The 22,061-nt window shown below is 41.0% G+C and carries 17 protein-coding genes; 13 read left to right on the forward strand and 4 right to left on the reverse strand.

All coding sequences use genetic code 11. From position 1 onward, the window contains the following. On the reverse strand, nt 1-1,588 hold a 1,588-nt coding region (locus G4417_RS14830; protein ID WP_173684027.1), incomplete at its 3' end, for a TRAP transporter large permease. Next, nucleotides 1,589-2,143 carry a TRAP transporter small permease gene (locus G4417_RS14835; protein ID WP_025580891.1) on the reverse strand — a complete coding sequence of 185 codons (555 nt, stop codon included), beginning with the start codon at nt 2,141-2,143 and terminating at the stop codon, nt 1,589-1,591. 966 nt (nt 2,144-3,109) lie between these two features. Here G4417_RS14835 and G4417_RS14840 point away from each other — a divergent pair. From G4417_RS14840 to G4417_RS14880, 9 genes are all read left to right on the forward strand, one after another. Next, a complete protein-coding gene (locus G4417_RS14840) occupies nt 3,110-3,583 on the forward strand; it encodes a DUF3990 domain-containing protein (RefSeq protein WP_173684028.1) in 474 nt (157 codons plus the stop codon). Nucleotides 3,584-3,746: 163 nt separating this feature from the next. Further along, a complete protein-coding gene (locus G4417_RS14845) occupies nt 3,747-5,378 on the forward strand; it encodes an AAA family ATPase (RefSeq protein ID WP_173684029.1) in 1,632 nt (543 codons plus the stop codon). 480 nt (nt 5,379-5,858) lie between these two features. Continuing rightward, nucleotides 5,859-6,251, forward strand: coding sequence for a VOC family protein (locus G4417_RS14850; RefSeq protein ID WP_055059749.1), 393 nt, complete (start codon nt 5,859-5,861; stop codon nt 6,249-6,251). Nucleotides 6,252-6,422: 171 nt separating this feature from the next. Beyond that, nucleotides 6,423-8,255, forward strand: a complete 1,833-nt coding sequence (locus tag G4417_RS14855; RefSeq protein ID WP_173684030.1) for a cache domain-containing sensor histidine kinase — start codon at nt 6,423-6,425, stop codon at nt 8,253-8,255. Then, entirely contained in the window at nt 8,255-9,868 is a 1,614-nt protein-coding gene (locus G4417_RS14860; protein ID WP_173684031.1) for a response regulator transcription factor, read from the forward strand. The genes G4417_RS14855 and G4417_RS14860 overlap by 1 nt, the downstream gene beginning before the upstream one ends. A 227-nt stretch (nt 9,869-10,095) precedes the next feature. Next, nucleotides 10,096-11,391: an ABC transporter substrate-binding protein gene (locus tag G4417_RS14865; RefSeq protein WP_161233710.1), complete on the forward strand. Its 1,296-nt coding sequence runs from the start codon at nt 10,096-10,098 to the stop codon at nt 11,389-11,391. 99 nt (nt 11,392-11,490) lie between these two features. Then, on the forward strand, nt 11,491-12,375 hold the full coding sequence (locus tag G4417_RS14870) for a carbohydrate ABC transporter permease (RefSeq protein ID WP_008705245.1): 885 nt from the start codon (nt 11,491-11,493) through the stop codon (nt 12,373-12,375). Then, complete coding sequence (locus G4417_RS14875; RefSeq protein ID WP_173684032.1) at nt 12,372-13,211, forward strand: carbohydrate ABC transporter permease; 840 nt, start codon at nt 12,372-12,374, stop codon at nt 13,209-13,211. Before G4417_RS14870 ends, G4417_RS14875 begins: the two co-directional genes overlap by 4 nt. Before the next feature lie 118 nt (nt 13,212-13,329). Further along, nucleotides 13,330-14,721 (forward strand): GH32 C-terminal domain-containing protein, encoded by a 1,392-nt coding sequence (locus G4417_RS14880; RefSeq protein ID WP_173684033.1) that lies wholly within the window; start codon nt 13,330-13,332, stop codon nt 14,719-14,721. Between the two features lie 165 nt (nt 14,722-14,886). Here the strand turns inward: G4417_RS14880 and G4417_RS14885 are convergent, their stop codons facing one another. Beyond that, on the reverse strand, nt 14,887-16,110 hold the full coding sequence (locus G4417_RS14885) for a dicarboxylate/amino acid:cation symporter (protein ID WP_173684034.1): 1,224 nt from the start codon (nt 16,108-16,110) through the stop codon (nt 14,887-14,889). 164 nt (nt 16,111-16,274) lie between these two features. Beyond that, nucleotides 16,275-17,126, reverse strand: coding sequence for an AraC family transcriptional regulator (locus tag G4417_RS14890; RefSeq protein WP_173684035.1), 852 nt, complete (start codon nt 17,124-17,126; stop codon nt 16,275-16,277). A gap of 214 nt (nt 17,127-17,340) precedes the next feature. Here G4417_RS14890 and G4417_RS14895 point away from each other — a divergent pair, with 214 nt between their 5' ends. From G4417_RS14895 to G4417_RS14910, 4 genes are all read left to right on the forward strand, one after another. Then, a complete protein-coding gene (locus G4417_RS14895) occupies nt 17,341-18,987 on the forward strand; it encodes a glycoside hydrolase family 43 protein (protein WP_173684036.1) in 1,647 nt (548 codons plus the stop codon). A gap of 259 nt (nt 18,988-19,246) precedes the next feature. Beyond that, nucleotides 19,247-19,630 carry a DUF3783 domain-containing protein gene (locus G4417_RS14900; RefSeq protein WP_173684037.1) on the forward strand — a complete coding sequence of 128 codons (384 nt, stop codon included), beginning with the start codon at nt 19,247-19,249 and terminating at the stop codon, nt 19,628-19,630. 28 nt (nt 19,631-19,658) lie between these two features. Further along, the gene (locus G4417_RS14905) at nt 19,659-20,780 is read left to right on the forward strand and encodes a glycerate kinase (RefSeq protein ID WP_173684038.1); all 1,122 of its coding nucleotides are present in this window, start codon (nt 19,659-19,661) and stop codon (nt 20,778-20,780) included. Between the two features lie 146 nt (nt 20,781-20,926). After that, nucleotides 20,927-21,862: a LysR family transcriptional regulator gene (locus tag G4417_RS14910; protein WP_026650339.1), complete on the forward strand. Its 936-nt coding sequence runs from the start codon at nt 20,927-20,929 to the stop codon at nt 21,860-21,862. Nucleotides 21,863-22,061: the final 199 nt, after the last annotated feature.

Raw genomic sequence — 22,061 nt, forward strand, 5'->3', positions numbered from 1 at the left:
TCATCAGAGCCTGAATACCTTCGGACTGGTTGCCGTTTGTAAGCTGGTCAGCTGCGTAAATGTTGACTTTTACTTTGCCGCCTGTGGCTTTTTCCATCAGTTCACCGAACTTACGTCCGCCATCAGCCCAGGTACTTGTCTCAGTAGTGGAGCATGCGAAGTTCCAGGTCATTTCCGGCCAGTCAAGGTCGCTGTAATCTGCGATTGTGTCAAAGGAGTTATTGCCGTCTCCTGCCTCCTTGGAAGCTGTGTCAGAGGAAGCGGAGGACTGATCACCTGTGTAGGAGCCTTCTTTTGCAAGAGCTTTCGGAAGGAAAGTGGAGGTGATCGGGATGTATGTAACGATCAGAAGAACTGCAACGCAGGCTGCAATCATTGGCACAACTGCCCTTGAGATCTCCTGCAGAGTAACTTCCAGACCTTTTTTGATCTTGATGCTGATTGCTACGAAGAGGTTTACGCCTACAGGAGGAGTTACCTGTCCGATTGCAAGGTTTACAGTTGCCATAACACCGAATGCTACTATATCGTATCCAAGAGCCTTACATACAGGAAGCATGATCGGGATGAAGATGTACATAGCAGAGTTTGCATCGATGAAGCATCCTGCGATCAGGAAGATGATGTTTACGATCAGCAGGAAGGTAAACTGGTTATGTGCGATGCTTCCAAGTAAATTGGAGGCTGCATCTGCAATACCGAATTTGGTACATACAAAGGAGAACAGGGAGGCACTTGCTACGATGAGCATGATACCGCCGGTTGTCTTGGCTGAGTCTACCAGGATGTCAAACATATCGCGGATAGAAACTTCGCGGTAGATGACCATACCTACGAAGAGTCCGTATACAACGGATACGGCTGCTGCTTCTGTTGGTGTGAAGATACCGCCGTAGATACCGCCCAGGATGATGATCGGCATCAGGAATCCCCAGAAAGCATCTTTAAAAGCGTCCCAGCGTTCTTTGCCTGAGGCTTTTTCTCTGGATGGTTTGATGTTGTGTTTCTTTGCTTCCAGCATTACTACGATTACCAGTGCCACGCCCATAAGAAGACCTGGTACGATACCTGCCATGAACATATCTGCGATGGATGTGCCTGTGATGGAGGCATATACAACGAAGGCGATACTTGGCGGGATGACAATGGCGATGGAGCTTGAGGTTGCCATCAGTGCTGTGGAGAATGGTGCGGAGAAACCGCCCTGTTCTACCATTGCAGGGATCAGTACGGCGCCAAGAGCTGCAACAGTTGCAGGGCCGGAACCGGAGATGGCGCCGAAGAAGCAGGCTACGATAACACATACGATGGCGATACCGCCTTTTTTGTGTCCTACGCAGGTATCAACGAATTTGATCAGTCGTTTGGAGATACCGGCTTTTGCCATGATGTTTCCTGACAGTACGAAGAATGGGATTGCCAGGAGCAGGAATTTGCTGATTCCTGAGTACATGTTGGTTGCTACGATCGTCAGGGATGTACCGGAGTAGAGGATTGCGCATACGGAGGAAAGTCCGAGGCAGATTCCGATGGGTACACCCAGGATCAGGAATATGAAGAAGGAGATAAATAAGATTGCACTGATCATTTATTTGCCCTCCTTTTTGTCTGTTGTGATTGTGTTCATGTTACTTTTTGTGCTGTTGTCGGTATTTTTGGCGCTGTCGGTTTTGCAGCAGAAGTCCAGACAGAATTCAATGAAGTGAAGGATCATGCATCCTGCACCGATGGGTACGAAGGACCAGAAGATCCATTCAGGCCAGTTTAATACGAAGGTTCTTTTTCCGTTCTGAAGCTGGGTGATAACCTTGTCCATTCCGTATTTGAAAAGGATGACGCTGAAGATGATGCTCAGGACTGTGATCAGGATCACGGATGGTTTCTTCAGCTTCTTTGGAAGACGGTCTGTGACCAGTGTCAGGCTGACCAGTTCTCCTTCGCGGCAGGCCAGTGCGGCTGCCAGCAGGGTGATGAGTACGAATACCGCTACTACAAGTTCTTCTGTGAAGGACCAGGAACGGTGGATGACTTTACGGGAAAATACGTTTCCCACAGTCAGCACCAGGATCAGCAGTGTGGAGATCACAAGGACGATCTTTTCTACTGCAGCCAGTGCGTTCATGATTTTTTTGTAGATTTTCATGCTCTCTACTCCTCTCAAAAATTTGCTGCTGTTTTTCGGAATTTGGAGCAGATTCAAGGCAGATGGAGTGTAATGGTTATAATATGTAATTAGTTACATTTTTCATCTGTGGTGAATTCTGTTGTCTGCGAAAAACAGAAGTAGTGTTTCGGTTTCAGATCGACAGCCTGGTAAAGAAAGTATGTCTCGTGTGTCAGGGCATTTTTGACATAAAAAAAGTCCGCCCCACGCAGGGACGGACATATGATATTCCGTAACCACCCTGTTTCATCTTTGAAACAAGTACGATTCTGCAACGTACCGATATACGCGGCTCCTGTAACGGGGGGCGACCGGGGAAGCTTACTGTGAATACGGTTATATCTGTAATGATGGTATTCAAGGGTTCGGCTTTCCTTCTCGGGGATGATATTCGAAACAGGTCTGTCGCTGCATTTCACCGGACTGCAGCTCTCTGGGGACAGGGGGACTGTTTTTACTGGTTCCCTTCGTTGAATTTATGTGTTATAGGTTTAGCTGTTTAAAAAGCTAAAGCAATTTTAACGCTGTTTGTTTTGAAAGTCAAGAGGTTTTTGTAAGTATTTGGGGGAAGTTTGTTGGTGTGGGGCGTACACAGCGCAATAGGGGACGCGCGAAGCAATATCTCTCTGCAGGTTCAGTTCCGGGGGCTAAGTAACTCTAAGGTGGGGGAAATCCGCTAAAAGCATGAAGAAAAATGCAAAACTCGCTCCGTCGCAGACTCCGCTCAGACAGGTTGCTATTTTTCTTCATAACGCGGATTTTCCCCACCTAAGAGTTACTAAGCCCCCTCCAAATTCACCTGCAGAGAGATGTTGCTTCGCGCTGGGGATTGGAAGCGTAAGAGGGAACAGTAATGACTGTAATGCTGGATGCAAAGATGTTGATTCTGTTAGAGAAAAGACTTACAATTATAAGTGCATATAAGTAACAGGGAAAGGAGAAGGAATGGTTTTATTTTATGGAAGTAAAGAAATTGTTGTGTATCCGAGTATAAGAAAGTCTATTTATAATAGAGATTTTTATTTTGGATTTTATTGTACTGCGAATAAAGAGCAGGCAGAAAGGTGTGCAATCAGGTATGAGAAAAAAGGATATGTGAACAAGTATAACTATATTCCAAATCCTGCATTGAAATATTTGAAGTTTGAGAGAATAACAGACGAATGGCTTGATTTTATTGTAGCTTGCAGGGCTGGAAAAGTGCATACTTATGATATTGTTGAAGGACCTATGGTTGATGATGCGATATTTAATTATGTACAGGATTTTGTGGACGGAAAAATAACAAGAGTGGCATTCTGGGAACTTGTCAAATATAATCATCCGATATATCAGATTAGCTTTCATACGATTTCTGCATTGGATACATTGACGTTTAGAGGAAGTGAGACGGTTTATAGAAATAAAAATAACAGTTAACTTATTATATATAATGAAATGCTAATCGGGTCAAAAAATCTTTGATGTGATGTTTTGCAAAAATAAAGATGGATATAAGATTGGTAATAATTGCAGTTTTGTATGTTTTATGATATTTTGGAGTAAGAGAAAAGGGAAATTGTCCAGAAAGGAGACTGTCCACATGGGGATTTATTTAAACAGCGTATCTCCGTATACATTATATAAAAGCGAAGTATGTAGTCCGTATTTTGTGGATAAATCGCAGATGCTAAGAGAACTGATTCCATTGGCTGAGGTTGGAAATCGTCATGTGTGTGTGACACGTCCCCGCAGATTTGGAAAAACAGTGATGGCAAATATGATTGGCGCTTTTTTTGGAAAAGATGTTGCGTCGAAGGATGTATTTGAGACATTGAAAATCTCAGAATTTGCTGATTACAGAAGGCATTTGAATCAGTATAATACAATTTATATTGATTTTAGCGTGGTTGATGATGAATGTATAAGTTATAAGGAATATATAGATGAGATAAAGGGGAATTTAAAAGAGGATTTAAAGAGGAGATATCCGGATATTGATTTTCGTGAGAATGGTTCTGTAAGAGAAGACCTACAGAGGATTTTTGCGGAAAAAAAAGAACGTTTTGTCTTTGTTTTTGATGAATGGGATTCGGTATTTCATATGCCATTTGTGACAGAGGATGATAAAAAGTCTTATTTGCTATTTTTGAAGGGATTGTTAAAGGATAAGCCGTATGTTGCATTGGCATATATGACGGGAATATTGCCAATCGCCAAGTATTCCAGTGGATCTGAATTAAACATGTTCATGGAGTATACGATGGCTTCGGAGTCTAAGTTTGGTAATGTATTTGGATTTTCAGATAAAGAAGTTGATATGCTTTATGAAAGATATTGCGAGAACAATGCCGGAAAAGAAGAAACGCTGAATGTGACCAGGGAAGGATTACGTGAATGGTATGATGGATATTTTACTAAAAATGGGGAGAGAATGTATAATCCAAGATCGGTTGTGGCAGCCTTAGAGAATAATAATCTGGGCAGTTACTGGACAAGTTCAGGACCATATGATGAAATATTCTATTACGTTGAGAATAATATTGCAGATGTGCGTAAAGATATTGCGCTTATGATTTCTGGTGAGGGTGTCAAGGCGAAGATTCAGGAGTATGCGGCCACTTCTATGAATTTGTTGACCAGAGAAGAAATTTTATCTGCCATGGTGGTATATGGCTTTTTAAGCTACTATAATGGAAAGGTGTATATTCCTAATAAAGAATTGATGGACAAATTTGATGAGATGGTTCAGAAAGAAGCTTCATTGGGATATGTATACAGATTGGCGAAAGAATCTGAGCGTATGCTGGAGGCCACACTTCATGGGGATACAGAAACTATGGAGAATATATTGGCTTATGTTCACAATACAGAGACTCCAATCCTTTCTTACAATAATGAAACAGAATTATCAGCGGTTGTGAATCTTGTTTATTTGGCAGCGAGAGATAGATACCGTGTGGAGAGAGAGGATAAGTCAGGGAAGGGGTTTGTTGATTTTATTTTTTATCCAGAAGACAGATCGGATACATGTATTATTTTAGAATTAAAAGTGGACCATACACCGGAAGAAGCCATTGAACAGATTAGAGATAAGGATTATATGCTACGTTTTATGGGAAAATTAGGTGAATTACCGAAATATACTGGTGAGATTTTAGGTGTTGGAATTAGTTATAGTAAAACCGATAAAATACACAGATGTAAAACGGAGATTCTCAGAAACAGAATTTAACCGAATTAAGTAAGTAGCGAAATTGGATTGCGAGTATCTGTCTGGTTTTATGAATAAAAATATAAAAAACCATCCTGTATGATATCATTGATATGATTAGAAACAGGATGGTTTTTATATTATTTAAACAGGTGAGTTTTCCTAATCCTGGGCTGTGGTGGCGAATAGGTGGCGGAAGATGAAGCGGCAGAGTGGTCCGACAATCAGGACCTGGAGTGGGTAGTAACAAAAACTCCATATAAGCGCAAAAATGCCGCCTACTCGTCTGACATTGGGTAAGCGACATTTTATGTCGTATTTATTTTATCAGGTATTAGAGTTCTATGTCATGGGAATTTTGTACAAAATAGAAAAGCAAATAAAAAGAATTTATAACGGCTATTGACAATTAAATTGTTTTCTGAGTATATTGTAGAAAAATGAGCCATGTAGCAGAAGCGGATTGCGAATATCCGATTGACTAGAAGGGAGCAAATGATTATGGACTTAAAGAACTATTCAACAGGTGTACAGCACATCGGGATTCCGACAAATGACATTGATAAAACTGTGGAGTTTTATCATAAACTTGGTTTTGAGACTGCATTTGAGACTGTAAATGAGGAGGCGAATGAGAAGGTTGTGTTTCTGAAACTGGGAACTCTGGTAGTGGAGACTTATGAGAATCATGCGGCGAAGATGGAGCATGGAGCGATCGATCATGTTGCACTTGATGTAAGAGATATTGAGGAGATTTTCCGGTATATTAATGAAGCTGGTTTAAACTCCACACAGGATACCATTCATTTCCTGCCATTCTGGGAAAATGGTGTGAAGTTTTTTACCATTGAGGGTCCGAATAAGGAGAAAGTGGAATTCAGTCAGTATCTGTAAAACAGAAAAAGTTACGGAATATACCTACATAATAAAATTCCGAACATAATAAAATGAAGCAGTAAAGCCGATACATTGACTGGAAATAGTGTGTCGGCTTTTTCACTGTTCGAAATAGACTGTAGCAGTAAAAACCGGGAAAAATAAAGGGATATTAAAGGGAAGAGAAAGATGAAATATTTAAAGAAGTGGTATATTAATCTGTCAATACAGAGAAAAATTCTGTATTGTACGTTAGGGGTAGCATTGGTTGTTCTGTTGGCTGCCAGTGTTTCGCAGTATATGTCTGCATCTTCAATTGTGACAGAACAGACAAGGAAGCAGTCTGCGGGAGTGGTGAATGAGTTGTCGGTGAATTTGGATCATTATTTTGATATGGTGAGGAATTCATTTGAGTATATTGCAAATAACAATACGGTTCAGGAGGAATTGGAGTCTGATGAACCATATAAATCGGATGGCACAGAGCTGTATTCCTATTATTCAAGATCAGGGCAGATCAGAAGGCTGCTTTTGCAGGGATATACAAGTATTTATATGAATGATATCCAGCTGTATGGTTATAACGGAGCAAATCATCTGCTGGCAAATAATCATGAGACTAATGAAAATACCGCTCAGACATCCTGTGAACTGGCGGAGCAGGCAAAAGGACGCTGTATTTATTATAATGCTTCTGAGGAAGGTCTGATGTATATGGCAAAGCAGATCAAAGATTCTCTGACTATGAAGCCAGTGGGAATATTGAGAGCATCTATTAAGCTGAGCTATCTGAAAAAAATGACGATCACAGCCAGAGATTCTTTGGCTGCACATATTTTTCTTCTGGACAATGACAAAAATGTTCTGATAGAGAGTGCAGAGAATGATGCGACAATCAGTGACAGAAGCTGGATAGAAAAAATATCAGGCAACACAGGAGAATTTCTGTTTACTGCAGATGGACAGGGTTATGACTGTGTATATCAGAGAAGTTCTGACACAGGACTTACAGTTGTAGGAATGATTCCTATGAGTTTCTTGCAGAAAACAGCCAGAGGATTACAGAAAACGACAATCATGCTTATTCTGGCAAGTTTGATGTTGTGTATTTTTCTTGCTAATATTCTGGCAAAGGGAATCGCTGGTCCGATCAAGCGTACAAGTAAAGCAATGCAGCAGTTTGCGGAGGGTGACTTTTCTGTCCGTCTTCCGGAAGGAAGACGTGATGAGATTGGAGCCATGAATTCTGTTTTCAACCAGACGATAGAGAAAATAGAGCAGCTGATAAAACAGGTTGTGGAGATGGAAACAGTTAACAAAGATATTGAATTCCAGGCTTTACAGGCACAGATCAATCCGCATTTTCTTTATAATGTACTGGATACAATCAACTGGATGGCGCGAAAAAAAGGTGAGGATAATATTTGTCGTATGGTTACTTCTATCAGCAGTCTGATGCGTGCAAGTATTAGCAATAAAAGAAGTATGGTTTATATTCGTGAGGAAATAAAATATGTACAGGATTATCTTTACATACAGGAAACCAGATATGGAGATAAATTTACATCTTATATTGAAGTGGATGAGAGATTAAATGAATTAGAGATTCCGAAGATGACTATTCAGACACTGGTGGAAAATGCGGTAGTTCATGGTGTGGAAAATGCGACATGGGACTGTTTCCTTTATGTTTCAGGAGAAATTACAGATGGAATGGCAGTATTTACAGTAAAGGATGATGGAGTTGGAATGTCACAGGAACAGTTGGAGAAACTGATGGGGACAGAGGAAGAGCCAGATCATGAAGCAGAGCGGACACATACTCATCTGGGAGTGTATGCGGTGAGAAAGAGACTGGATTATGTATATCAGAACAAGGCAAGGATGAGCATTACATCAGAACCGGGGAAGGGAACACAGGTAATACTGGAAATCCCGATGAACGGTAATGTCGGAGTTACCTACAGGAAATGTGATGAACCTGTTAATGAAAATAACAAAAAAAGGGGAGACGAGAGATAATGGAATTGCAGGTAATGATATTAGATGATGAATATATTATTCTGGATGGTTTATGTTCGTTTCCATGGAGCGATTATGGATACCGTATATCCGCAACTGCAAGGAACGGATTGGAAGGGCTGGAGAAACTGGAGCAGGCGAAACCGGATCTGATCCTTACAGATGTGAAGATGCCGGGAATGGATGGACTGGATTTTGCAGAAAAAGCACATGAGATTTATCCCAATGCGGTTATAGTGATACTGACAGGATATGACAGTTTTGCCTACGCTCGGAAAGCAATCAGCATTGGTGTGGAAGAATATCTTCTCAAACCGGTGGACTATGATGAGTTAAAGGCAATGGCTGCCCGGATTGCAGGGGAAATTCATGCAAGGAAGGAAAAACAGCAGGAAATCCGGGATCTGAAGAACTATTTCAACAGGTCAGTTCCGCAGCTGAGATCCAAATTTGCGGGAAATCTTCTGTATGGAAGAATCCAGGGAAAAGGAGTTGTAAAAGAGCAGGCAGAATCTCTGAATCTGACAATAGAGAAATATATTGTGTGTGTAGGGCGAAAAGTTGTTGGAGAAAATAAAATCCATACAGGAGATAAATGGATAGAGGAATTTGCATGCATCAATATTTTTGAGGAAATTTTTAATGATTTTGGAATTCATGTTTTGAGCGATTATAATACAGCAACTGCAGAATATAATTTTATTCTTTTGTTTGAAAAGGAAGAAGAAAACGCAGTATGTATGGAAAAAGCATTGCAGGCATGCAGTAAGATACAGGTAGAAGTAGAACGGTATCTGAAAGCACATATGAATTTTGGATTGAGCGATGTAGAAGTGGACGAATATCAGGCAAATGCACAGTACCGTAAGGCACAGACAGCATGCAGGCAATGTGTTTATCTGGGTACGAATATCATACTCAGATACGAAGATCTGCAATATAAAAAACAGACAGACTTTGTGATTACTTCCGGTGAAAAAACACATTTTATGATGACTTTGTTTCAGGACAGTTTTGAGAAAGCGGAGGATGAACTTCATCAGATATTTCGAAACGCACCGGAAGATGTATCTCCGGTGAAATTTGCAGCAATGGATTTACTTTTGGGATGTATGAAATTTCCATATATCTGTGCAGTTGACAGTGAAATTCATAATAAAAACTGGAATCTTTCTGTGCTTCAGGATGGAATAAAAAGAATCTGTCAGTGCGAGAACACAGAAGAGGTGTTGAATTGTCTGCTGAATCTGTTTGGAACGCTGATTAAACAGAATACAGAAGGAACTGATGAACGGAACCGGAAACTGGTTCAGAGTGTTCTTTCTTACATTGAGAAGAATTATTCAGGAGATTTATCTATGGATGATTTGACTGAGAAATTCCATGTAAGCAGAACCTATATCAGCCGCCTTCTTAAGAAATATGCCGGAAAGAGTTTTCTGGAATATCTGACAGATGTCCGGTTCCAACAGGTGGAGAAACTGATTGCAGATAATAAATATAAACAATATGAAATCGCAGAAATGGTAGGATACAAAGACTTTGGATATTACATAAAAGTATTCAAAAAGCGTTACGGTATTACACCCAATGAATTCAGGAAATATATATAAACAGCGAGGTTAACTGTATCAGGTAAGTCATTTAATCGAATCAGGCAAGTAGCGAGGCGGATGATTTTATCTGCCTGACGATAGAACAGGAGATTTGTGCACAGTATAAAATTTGTGCACAAATCTCCTATTTTTACTTTTATTTCCAATTGTTTATAAAAGGCAAAAAGACTAAAATAAAATCATCAAGAACGAGGAAACACAAATTAAAAGGAGGAAACAAGTAAATGAGGAAAATGAAAAAAGTGTTATCACTTGCCATGACGGCAGCTATGACAGCCAGTCTTCTGACAGGCATGGGAGCAGTTACAGCTTCTGCGAAGAAATCGGACGATGGAAAAAGAACGAAGATTACTGCTTTATTAAAAGGTACAGAGTCTACAGAACAGTATAAGACATTTGATTATCTTCTTAAAAATTTCTGTGATGAAAAAGGTCTGGATTATGAAATTGAACTTGTAAACGATATGCAGGATTATTTTACAAAACTCCAGATGTATATTAACAGTGATACACTTCCGGATATTTTTGGATGCCCGAACGGAACACTTTCTAAAGCATGCAAAGATATTGATGCACTGGTTAATGTGGGAGATGAACTTGAAAGAAACGGATATGATGAGAAATTAAATGGTGCGATCAGAGATTTCCTTACAGATGCAGACGACGGAAATATGTATCTCTTCCCACAGGGATTGTACTGTGAGTATTTTATGTACAGAAAAGATATCTTTGAAAAAGCAGGAATCAAAGATGCTCCGACAACATGGGAAGAATTTGAAGAAGATTGCCAGAAAATTGCAGATCAGGGCGAGATTCCGGTTATTGTGGGAGGTTCTGATGCATGGCAGCTGATGAGATATCTTTCTTTCTCACCATGGAGAGTAACTGGTTCTGAATTTATTGAGGGTTATCAGGCTGGAACAGATTCTTTCAGTGACAATGAGTCTGCAAAATATGCAGTAAATCTTCTTTCTGATCTTGGAACAAAAGGTTATTTTGAACCAGGATTTGCAAGTGTAGATTTTACCTCTGCATGTAACTTATTCTTTGGTGGTTCCGGTGCAATCTTCTATACAGGCTCCGGACAGATCAGCCTTGCAGAAGAAATGTATGACAATGGTGAACTTGGATTCTTCCCTGTGCCGGATACAGAAGGAATGGACAATATGTCTACTAACGTACCAGTTCATGCAGGTTTTGCGGAAGGATTTAATAAGGCAACATATGATGATACAATGCAGGAATTCTTCGATTATATGTGCGAAAACTTTACAGATGCATGCTACAATCAGGCACAGGTTTTCTCACCGTTTAATGAAGAACTTCCGGAAGGACTGCCACAGCTTTACTATGATACACAGCCAATGTTTGAAGATGCAGAAACAGCATGGACTTCCTGGGATGATAAACTGGATTCAGATGTAATGACTAAAATTGTTGATGAACAGCAGCAGCTTGCTCAGGGAATCATAAAACCGGATGAATTTATTAAGACCTGTGATTCTCTGGTAAAGAAATAAAAAAATTTAAGCAGTAGTCTGGAGACTGGCAAAATTTTTGTCAGTCTCTTTGAAAGAAAAGACATAAAACAATTTGATTTTCGGAAAGGAGGGAGCCTCGTGCAGAAAGCATTTGGAAAAAAATCAGTAATTTTCTTATTTATTTTTCCGGCATTTCTTATCTATACGGCATTTGTAATCGTGTCCATTGTATGGGCCGGATATTACAGCTTCTTTGACTGGAGCGGTGTTGGTGAAAAGGTATTTGTAGGCTTCAAAAATTACATTGAACTTCTTACACAGGATGATGTTTTCAGATCTACTGTATGGCATACACTGATTTATACAGTGATCAATGTTGCAATTCAGGTATTTGGAGGTTTATTATTTGCGATTCTCCTCAGTCGTATTAAAAAAGGAAGAGTTGCTTTACAGACTCTGTATTATATTCCGGTAGTTATCTCTTCTGTAGCGATTTGCCAGATTTTTACAAAGTTATTATCAGTAACTCCAACCGGTATTGTGAATCAGGTATTATCATTCATCGATCCATCTCTGAAACTGATGGAGTGGATTTCCAATCCTCAGATTTCACTGTATGTAACAGCTTTTGTAGAAGCATATAAATACCTGGGACTGTATATGGTTATCTTTTATGCAGCACTGATCGGTGTTCCGGATGAACTGGGAGAAGCAGCACTGATCGATGGAGCATCAACATGGCAGGAATATCTTTATGTAAGAATTCCTTATATTAAACCGGTTATCATTGCAAACTGTCTGCTGGTACTGAATGGTTCCCTGAGATCTTTTGAGTTCTCTTATCTGTTAACACATGGAGGACCGGGAAATGCTTCTGAGCTTATGACAACTTATATGTATAAACAGGCGTTCAGCAGTATGAAATATGGTTACGGAAGTTCTGTAGCGATCATGATCGTAATCATCTGTATGGTAGTTGGAATGTTATTCCGTAAATTTACAGGAGGAGGGGATGACGAATGAAAAAGAAAAAAACAACCATTCCGAGCATCATTAAATGGGTTATCGCATTAATCCTTGTTGTGATGCAGGTTTATCCTTTCTTCTATGTATTTACTTCAAGTTTTAAGTCACTGGATGATTTCAGACAGTTACCGGCATATGCATTCCCGTCAAAATGGGTGCTGACAAACTTTATCAATGTTTTTACAAAAAGCCATATGCTGACTTATTTTAAAAACAGTATCATTGTTTTGATCGGTGTACTGATTCCTCTGCTTTTATTTGCACTGATGGCTGGATTTGCATTAAGCAAAATCAAATTCAAAGGCAGAAAATTTGTCCTTAATTATTTCCTTCTTGGATTGATGCTTCCTATGCAGGTTGCACTGATTCCATTGTTTACTATTTTTAATAAGATGGGACTGATCAATACATACCCGGCAATTATTTTGCCACAGATTGCTTTTTCACTGTCTTATTCCATTCAGCTGTTTTATTCATTCAGCAAATTCTTCCCTGAAGAAATGCTGGAAGCAGCGATCATTGATGGATGTTCACCGATAGGATGTTTCTTTAAGATGGTGGTTCCGATGTCACTGAACTCTATTATCACAGTAGCAACCATGCAGGCAGTATTCTGCTGGAATGAGTATATTAATGCTTATACATTTACCAGATCTACAGATATGAAAACCATTACACTTGGTTTAAATGACTTCGTAGGAAGCATGGGACTGACAGACTGGGGTGGTACATTTGCAGCCATCACTGTAACAGTACTTCCGGTATTTATTTTCTACTTCTTCAGCAGCAAGAAGATGCTGGCAGGTATGACAGCAGGTGCAGTAAAAGGTTGATAATATGCAAGAATTACCTGATAACAGTAGTTTGATTTATGAGTAAATAACAGGCTTGCCGGAAAAGTACAAGCAGGCCTGTAAAGTGAAATAAAGTATAAAAAAGGAGATTAAGACTATGCAGAAATTATACTATCAGTTCCCGGGAACATGGTTTGGCGATTGCATGCCATTTGGACATGGAGATAAATTCTATTTATATCATCAGAGAGATACCAGAAAACCGGGACCATTTGGAGAACCATTTGGCTGGGATCTGGCAACAACTTCTGATTTTGTACATTACGAAGATAAAGGTGTGGCAATTCCGAGAGGAACAGATGAAGAGCAGGATCAGTTTATCTTTGCAGGAAGTGTTTTCGAGGCAGAAGGACAGTATCATATTTTCTATACAGGTTATAACCGTGATTATCCGGCACTTGGAAAACCATCTCAGGTTCTGATGCATGCATACAGCGATGATCTTGTAACATGGCACAAAACTCAGGATGCACTTACCTTCACTCCACAGGAAGGCTATGACCCGGATGACTGGAGAGATCCATGGGTGATCCGCGATGAGGAAAATGATCAGTATCTGCTGATCCTTGGTGCAAGATTACAGGGACCAAAGACAAGACAGACAGGAAGAACTGTTAAATTCACATCTAAAGACCTGAAAAAATGGAAGTTTGAAGGAGATTTCTGGGCACCGGATCTCTATACTATGCATGAGATGCCAGACTTATTTAAGATTGGTGACTGGTGGTATCATATTGTGACAGAATACAGTGACAGAAGTAAAATGGTATACCGTATGAGCAAGAGTCTGGAAGGTCCATGGATCGCACCGAAAGATGATGCATTTGACGGCAGATCTTATTATGCAGGACGTACTTTTGAACTGAACGGACAGAGAATCCTCTTTGGCTGGGTTGCTACCAAGGATCAGGATGATGATGACAATAACTTCATCTGGGCAGGAACATTTATGGCACATGAGGTTTACCAGAGAGAAGATGGAACCCTTGGTGTAAGAATTCCGGAAACTGTATGGAATGCATTTGATAAAGAAGAAAAAACAGAAGATTTTGTAATTGATACTCCAACTAAGAGTACAGAAAAAGTAGTTGCAAAAGATACAGGAGATATCTTCAAATTCGAAGCAGATGTGGAATTCACAGAAGGAACCAGAACTTTCGGTGTGAGATTCTATGAAGATGAGGATAAAGCTGAGTCTTACCAGTTCGTATTTAATGTAACAGAAGACAGATATGTATTTGAGAAAAAACCAAACTGGCCATGGCCTGCAAACCAGAATATCGGACTGGAGAGACCGCTGGAACTGGTACCTGGTAAGAAATACAATATCAAAATGATCGTAGATGATACAATTGCTACAATCTATGTAGACGGTGTTGCATTAAATGCAAGAGCATATAAACGTCCGGGAGAAAGTCTGTCACTCTTTGCTTCTGAAGGAAGCCTGAAAGTAACTAACTGCAAGGTTACAACCGGATTAAAGAAATAGAGCCAGACAGCAATTTAATCGATAAACCGCGGAGAAGTTATTCGGTGTAGAGTAATGTGACGAAGAGATTGCTGTAAATAAAAAAGTTGCTGTGCGTTTCAGTTATAGAAATGCACAGCAGCTTTTTTGCGTTAAGTCGATTGGAAACAACAGCTTTTGGGCTGCTTAATCTTCTAATTTAATCTTCTCCTTAAGAACCACGCATCCTGCCATGTCTCCGATAACATTAACGCAGGTTGCGCCCATATCGCAGAGTGTATTGATGCTGATATAAACGCCCATAACTCCTGCAGGCAGACCTGCCATGGTTGCCAGGGCTGCGAAGGATGCGATGGCACCGCCCGGGATTCCCGGGGTTCCCACTGACAGGAGTACGTTTGCCAGAAGGATTACGATCATCATGGAAATGCTTACGTTAATTCCGCATGCATTGGCGAAGAACATGATCATGAATGACATCAGGATGGATACGGCATCCATGTTTACAGTAGCACCAAGAGGAATGGCGATACTTGTGATCTTGTTGGATACGCCCATTTCGTTTTCCATACGCTGTTTGCTGATGGGAATGGTTGCTGAACTGGAGCAGGTTCCGAATGCGTTCAGAGCTGCTGGAAGCATTGCTTTGAAGAATTTCACAGGGCTTTCTTTGCCGATGAATTTCACGGAGCCACCGTAAATGACCAGGGCAAATCCGAAGAATGCCACATACAGGATGATCAGCTGAGTTGCCAGTGAAATGATGGTTTCTGTACCGTTGGCTTCTACAACAGGAACGATAGTACAGAACACACCGATAGGTGTGAAGTACATAACTGTGCTGATGACTTTCAGACAGACTTCGTTACAGGAATCGATGACTTTCAGAAGTGCAGTACCCTTTTCGCCGATGGCGATAAGTGTGAAGCCTACGATGACTGCGAATACAAGTACCTGAAGCATATTTCCGTTTGCAAAAGCTGCAACCGGGTTGGATGGGATCAGGTTTTTGATGGTGTCCAGAATGCTGGTCATCTCAGTTGCCTGGATGTCGGAAGTTGCCATCTCGAATTTAACACCTTCGCCGAGATGGATCAGTCGCGGGATGATTAGTCCTGCTAGACTGGCAAGTGCTGTGGTGCACAGGAAAAAGATCATGGCACCGGCTGTGATCTTGCCGGTTGTGCGGGCATTTCCGATACTGGAGATACCCATGATAATGGAACAGAAGACCAGTGGAAAGATCATCATGTTCAGGGCATTCATGTAAATGCTTCCGATAAGACTTGTGACAGTAAGAACCGGTTCGAACCGGTTTGCCAGAAACAGACCGGTAATGATACCCAGGATCAGTCCGGTAAAGATTGCTGCGGTAATATGTTTTTTATACCACGAATAGAATTTTTTCATTTGTTCCCTCCTCTTTGTTTTTCGTTTCCTGATACCCGAAGGACTATATTGGCAGACGGATTGAGTGATGCGCAGATCTGGTAAAATTCTGCGGTCTATAGCTTTGATAAGATACTGGGTTCAGAAAAATAACACGACAATACTTTACCACAATAATGCGTGAATTACAATATTTCCCGCTGTTTTCTTATTTGAGTGGGAGTGTTTCCGAAGTGCTCAAGGAACATTCTGCGAAATAGTTTGTAATTGGTAAAGCCATGCCGCTCCAGAATGACATGAACAGGATCTCTGGTTGTGATCAGATCACGATAAATAAAGGAAAGGCGGTATTCATTCTGATATTCGAGAAATGTAATTCCCATTTTTTTCTTGAAGAAGCGGCAGAAATATCCTGTCTGAAGACAGGCGACTTCTGCAATTTCATTCAGGGAAATAGGCTCTCTGTAATGTTTGGAAATATAGTCCAGTACAGGTTCCAGACGGTTCATATCCTTTTTTTTCTGACTGATATTGCTTTGAAGGATTTTGACGGCAAAATTGTGATACAGCTGGAACAGAAGTTCAAAAATCAGACTGTTGAAACGGAGCAGATATCCATCCGGGCGCACATTATTAATAAGCTGAAGCTGTTCCAGAATGGTTTTAAACATAGTCTGTTTGGTTTGTTGTTTCTGTTCCTTTGTACGAAAATCAAAGAGAAAAATAAGCTGTCCAAGATCAGGAATATATTTCTCCATAAAATCCAGAGGAATCTGAAGGAGGATTGCTGTGTTTGGCGAAGTGCATTTCGTAGAATGCAGAACATTGCCGTTGATCACAATGCAGTCTCCTTTTTGGATAGTGAAGCTTTCAGATTCTATTGTTACATCCAGAGAACCCTCCTGCATATAAATAATTTCAATTGCCCGATGCCAGTGCATGGGGATGTAGCTTCCCGGATCAGTGGAAGTGCGGAATTTGACATTGGTATCAACAGGTACATCTATAATTTCATGTGAAATTTCTTTACTCTTCATTTTTTATCATTCTCCCTGTTTCAATAGCAAAAAGCAATAAGTAGTGGGTGGGACTATAAAAAGAGAATATCGACCTATATATTAGCTCTTTTTATACCTTATACATTTGTATGAGGTATGCTATTATAATACTATAAAATGAGGTTGAGGCAAACGGTGTTTTACCTTTAATCTTGGCTGGATTGTGATGGAATGATACAAGGAGGAAAATATAATGATAAAAAATCCAATACTTCCGGGATTTAATCCGGATCCATGCATTTGCCGCAAAGGTGATGATTATTATATGGCAGTTTCGACCTTTGAATGGTTCCCTGGAATCCCCATTTATCATTCCAGAGATCTGAAAAACTGGGAGTTATATACACATGTGCTGACAGATGATGAAGAAGTAGATCTGAAGAAGCTTCCCAGTGCCAAGGGAATCTGGGCGCCGTGTTTGACTTACTGTGAAGCAGAGGATATGTTTTATGTAGTTTATGGTGTAATGAATTCCATGAATGCCAGATATTTTGATGTGGACAATTTCCTGATCTGTTCCAGAGATATTAAAGGTCCATGGAGCAAACCTGTTTATCTGCATTCTTCCGGATTTGATGCGTCTTTATTTCATGATACTAACGGAAAGAAGTATATTGTTTCGCTGGAATGGGAAACAAGAGAAGGATATGAAAAACCAGGTGCAATCTGTATGGTGGAATATTCTCCGGAAAATCAGGAAATTGTAGGATATCCAAAAAGAATCTGGAGAGGCGGTACAGACAGAGGCTGCATCGAAGCTCCTCATCTGACAAAGCGCGGAGAATATTATTATATTATGTGTGCGGAAGGCGGTACAGGATATAACCACTGTGTTACCATGGGGCGTTCTAAAAATGTCTGGGGACCATATGAAAAAGATCCGAAGAATCCTATTGTGACCAGTGTACCCGGAGAATCCTATGAGAGACAGGATCCGGATCATCTGAAGCCGAAGTATTATAATCCGGATTCTGTTCTTCAGAAGTCTGGTCATGGAAGCTACGTTGAGCTTCCTACCGGTGAGGTGTATCTGGTACATCTCTGCGCCAGACCTTTTGTACCGGAACTGCGCTGTACTCTGGGAAGAGAAACTGCAATCCAGAAAATGATGTGGACAGAGGATAACTGGCTTCGTATGGCAGATGGCAGTAATCTGGCAAAGCTGGAAGTAGCGGAGAGTTCTCTGCCGGAATATTCTGTGGAGAAAACACCGGATTTTGATGATTTTGACGGGGATGAGCTTGGCAATTTCTATTATTCACCACGTATTATGCCTCAGAGATTTGCCGATGTAAAAGCAAGAAAAGGTTATGTCCGTATTCGGGGGCAGGAGTCAAGGACTTCTCTGAATAAAGTCAGCATTCTTGCAAGAAAGCTGACCAGCGTTTATGCAAGAATTACCACAAAGATGGAATTTGTGCCGGAAGTTCATCAGCACAGTGCGGGACTGATCCTGTATTATGACAATATGAACTATATCAATCTTCGCAAATATTACAGCGAAACTCTGGGACAGAGTGCATTGTCCATTATCCATCTGGAAAATGGTGTGAAAACAGAATTTCTGAATACCAGAATCCCAGTAGAGGATAAGCCCATTTATCTGCGCCTTTATATCGAAGGAAGAAAATCCTGGTTTGAGTGGAGCTATGATGGGGAAAACTATGAGAAGATCGGACGTATTTTTGATACTACAAGATTTTCGGATGAGTATTGTAAATACGGTGAATTCACAGGAACTATGGTAGGCATTACCTGCGCAGACCGTGTGCTTCATAAGAAATGCGCTGATTTTGATTTCTTTGAGTATAAAGCGGATGAAAGCCGCATGGTGGAGTAATGTAAAAATAATTGTAACCCAGAAAAACAGGCATCGATGATACACAGATATCGAAGCCTGTTTTTCTGCGTTGCCGGAAGTTATTTTGTAATATTCCTGTGACATAAAAAGTCCTATGCAGGCTATTATGATTGTCAGGTGCGGGTGAAGAGGGTATAATAGTTGTAATTATTTAACCAAATCAAGGAAGTCCCTGCTTCAATTGTAAAGAGCAATAAGTAGTGGGTGGGGATTTACTTGTATCAGAAGGAGTGTTTATATGAAACCAACTATTTTATTAATAAATTTTCAGGATCAGCAGAAGCTTCGCAAGTTAAAGATGGCGTTGCTGCCTTTTAAGATACGTTTAAAAACTGTAGAAACTCAGGACTATAGTCAGCCAATCGGATATCTGGCAGGAGTAAAGGACGTTTTTCAGGTGCAGATTCCATCAGCGCTGATCCCTCAGGAGCAGATGGAGAAGGAAATGCTGATTCTTGCAGGAATCACTGGAAATCTGTTTGACCAGGTGCTTTACACTCTGCGGAAAGCAGGCACACCTGTGGATTACAAGGCGGTTCTGACGGAGCATAATCAGAACTGGAACTGTATGCAGCTTTATAAAGAACTGGAGAAAGAGCATAATATGTATCATCCGTCTTAAATAACATGGATAGTTGGAGGCTTAAGTTATGAAGGTTGTAGTTGCAGTTGATTCATTTAAGGGAAGTATGACTTCCATGGAAGCAGGAATGGCTGTCAAAGAGGGTATTCTTGCAGCAAAGAAGGACGCAGAAGTGGTCGTAAAGCCGCTGGCTGACGGTGGAGAGGGAACTACGGATGCGCTGATCGAAGGCCTGAAGGGAGAGCGTGTGGATGTGACAGTTACAGGTCCTTATCATGAGCCGGTTCAGGCATATTATGGATATCTCAGGGAAAGTAATACCGCAGTTATGGAAATGGCAACAGCAGCAGGTATCACACTTTCAGATAAGAAGGATCCTATGACAGCTACCACCTGTGGTGTGGGAGAGCTGATCCTTCATGCGATCAGCAGGGGTATCCGCAATTTCATTATCGGTATTGGCGGAAGTGCCACTAATGACGGCGGAGTGGGTATGCTGAAAGCACTTGGCTACAGATTTCTGGATGAAAAGGGAGAGGACGCCGGAGAAGGCGGACAGGCACTTGCCAGGATTGCATCTGTGGAAATTTCAGACAAAAAGGAACTTCTTTCCCAGTGTAATTTCAGGATTGCCTGTGATGTGACTAATCCTCTCTGCGGCTCTCAGGGAGCTACCTATATCTATGGACCTCAGAAAGGAGTTACCCCCGATATGCTTCCGGTTCTGGATGCAGGCATGAAAAATTATGCTGAGGTTACTGCCAAGGTGATTGGCAAAGACAATCAGAATGCAGCAGGTGCAGGTGCGGCAGGCGGACTTGGATTTGCATTCCTGAATTATCTGGATGGAGAACTGACACCGGGAATACAGCTTATTCTGGATGCTGTTCATGTGGAAGAGGAGATGAAGGATGCAGATGTGGTTGTAACAGGCGAAGGCTGTCTGGATCATCAGACTGCCATGGGGAAAGCCCCGGTTGGTGTTGCAAAGCTTGGTAAGAAATATGGCGCAAAAACCATTGCATTTGCAGGAAGCGTTACGAAGGAGGCAGTTGCCTGCAATGAAGCAGGAATAGATGCTTTCTTTCCAATTGTACGCGGAATTTCCACGCTGGAAGAAGCAATGGATCCGGACACTGCAAAAGCAAATATGGCTGCAGCCGCAGAGCAGGTGTTCAGACTGCTGTAATTATTTTTGCTTTTGCAGAAATCGCAATGTTGAGAATCCTCAGAAGATATAGTAAAATCATTGCGTTAACGATTCAGTATTTTGTTGGTAAAATAGCTGACAGGAAAATGCCGGAATCCCGGCAGAAGATATAAGGGAGAAACCATATGACATTAACACAGATGAATTATATCATCACAATTTCCGAAACCGGTTCACTGAATAAAGCTGCGGAGGCGTTGTATATTTCCCAGCCTTCTCTGACCAATGCAGTGAAGGAACTGGAGAAGGAGCTTGGAATCATTATATTCAACCGCAGCGGCCGTGGTGTGACACTGACCAATGACGGGACAGAATTTCTGATGTATGCCCGTCAGATATATGGACAGTATGAGAGTGTGGTTGAGAAATACAGTGAGGGTGGTTCCTATAAGAAGAAATTCGGCGTTTCCACCCAGCATTATTCTTTTGCAGTGAAAGCATTCGTGGATATGGTGCAGAAGTTTGATGTGTCGGAATATGAATTTGCCATCAGGGAGACAAAGACTGCAGATGTGATCAGTGACGTCAGCACCATGAAAAGCGAGGTGGGAGTACTTTATCTCAGTGATTTCAACAGAAAGGCGCTGTTAAAGCTTCTCCACTCTGCGAATCTGGAGTTTCATCATTTGATTGACTGTCAGGCATATGTATATTTGTGGAAAAATCATCCACTGGCAAATGAGAAATCTATCAGCTACAGCCAGCTGGCAAAATACCCCTGTCTGTCCTTCGAACAGGGAGATAAGAGCAGTTTTTATCTGTCAGAGGAGATTTTGTCTACCAATGAATATTCCAGAACAGTTAAGGCTTCAGACCGGGCGACTATGCTGAATCTGATGGTAGGACTTAATGGCTATACCCTGTGTTCCGGAATTATATGTGAGGAGCTGAATGGCAGTGACTATCTGGCAATTCCCTTCGAAGGGGATGAGCAGAACCAGAACAGCGACATGGAGATCGGCTATATTACCAGAAAGAATTCGATTCTCAGCAAGGTGGGGAATCTGTATGTCTCTTCACTGAAGAAATATCTGGAGCAGAATACTGTTTCTGCGGAGTAATAAAAAAGAATTACAGAAAGCAGAGGAATATTGATTTCCTGATTTGCATATGCTATAGTGCTTGTAGGCAAAAGGATAATATATGTCTGTGATAGACGACAAAACCCCGGAAGTGTACCAGATTTCCGGGGTTTTTATTACTGTTTTAGGATAATAAGCGGGAATCCTCGGCAATTCAATTACCGAGCCTGCAAATAAA

This window comes from Blautia wexlerae, from assembly GCF_013300825.1.
Lineage (GTDB): Bacteria > Bacillota > Clostridia > Lachnospirales > Lachnospiraceae > Blautia_A > Blautia_A wexlerae_B.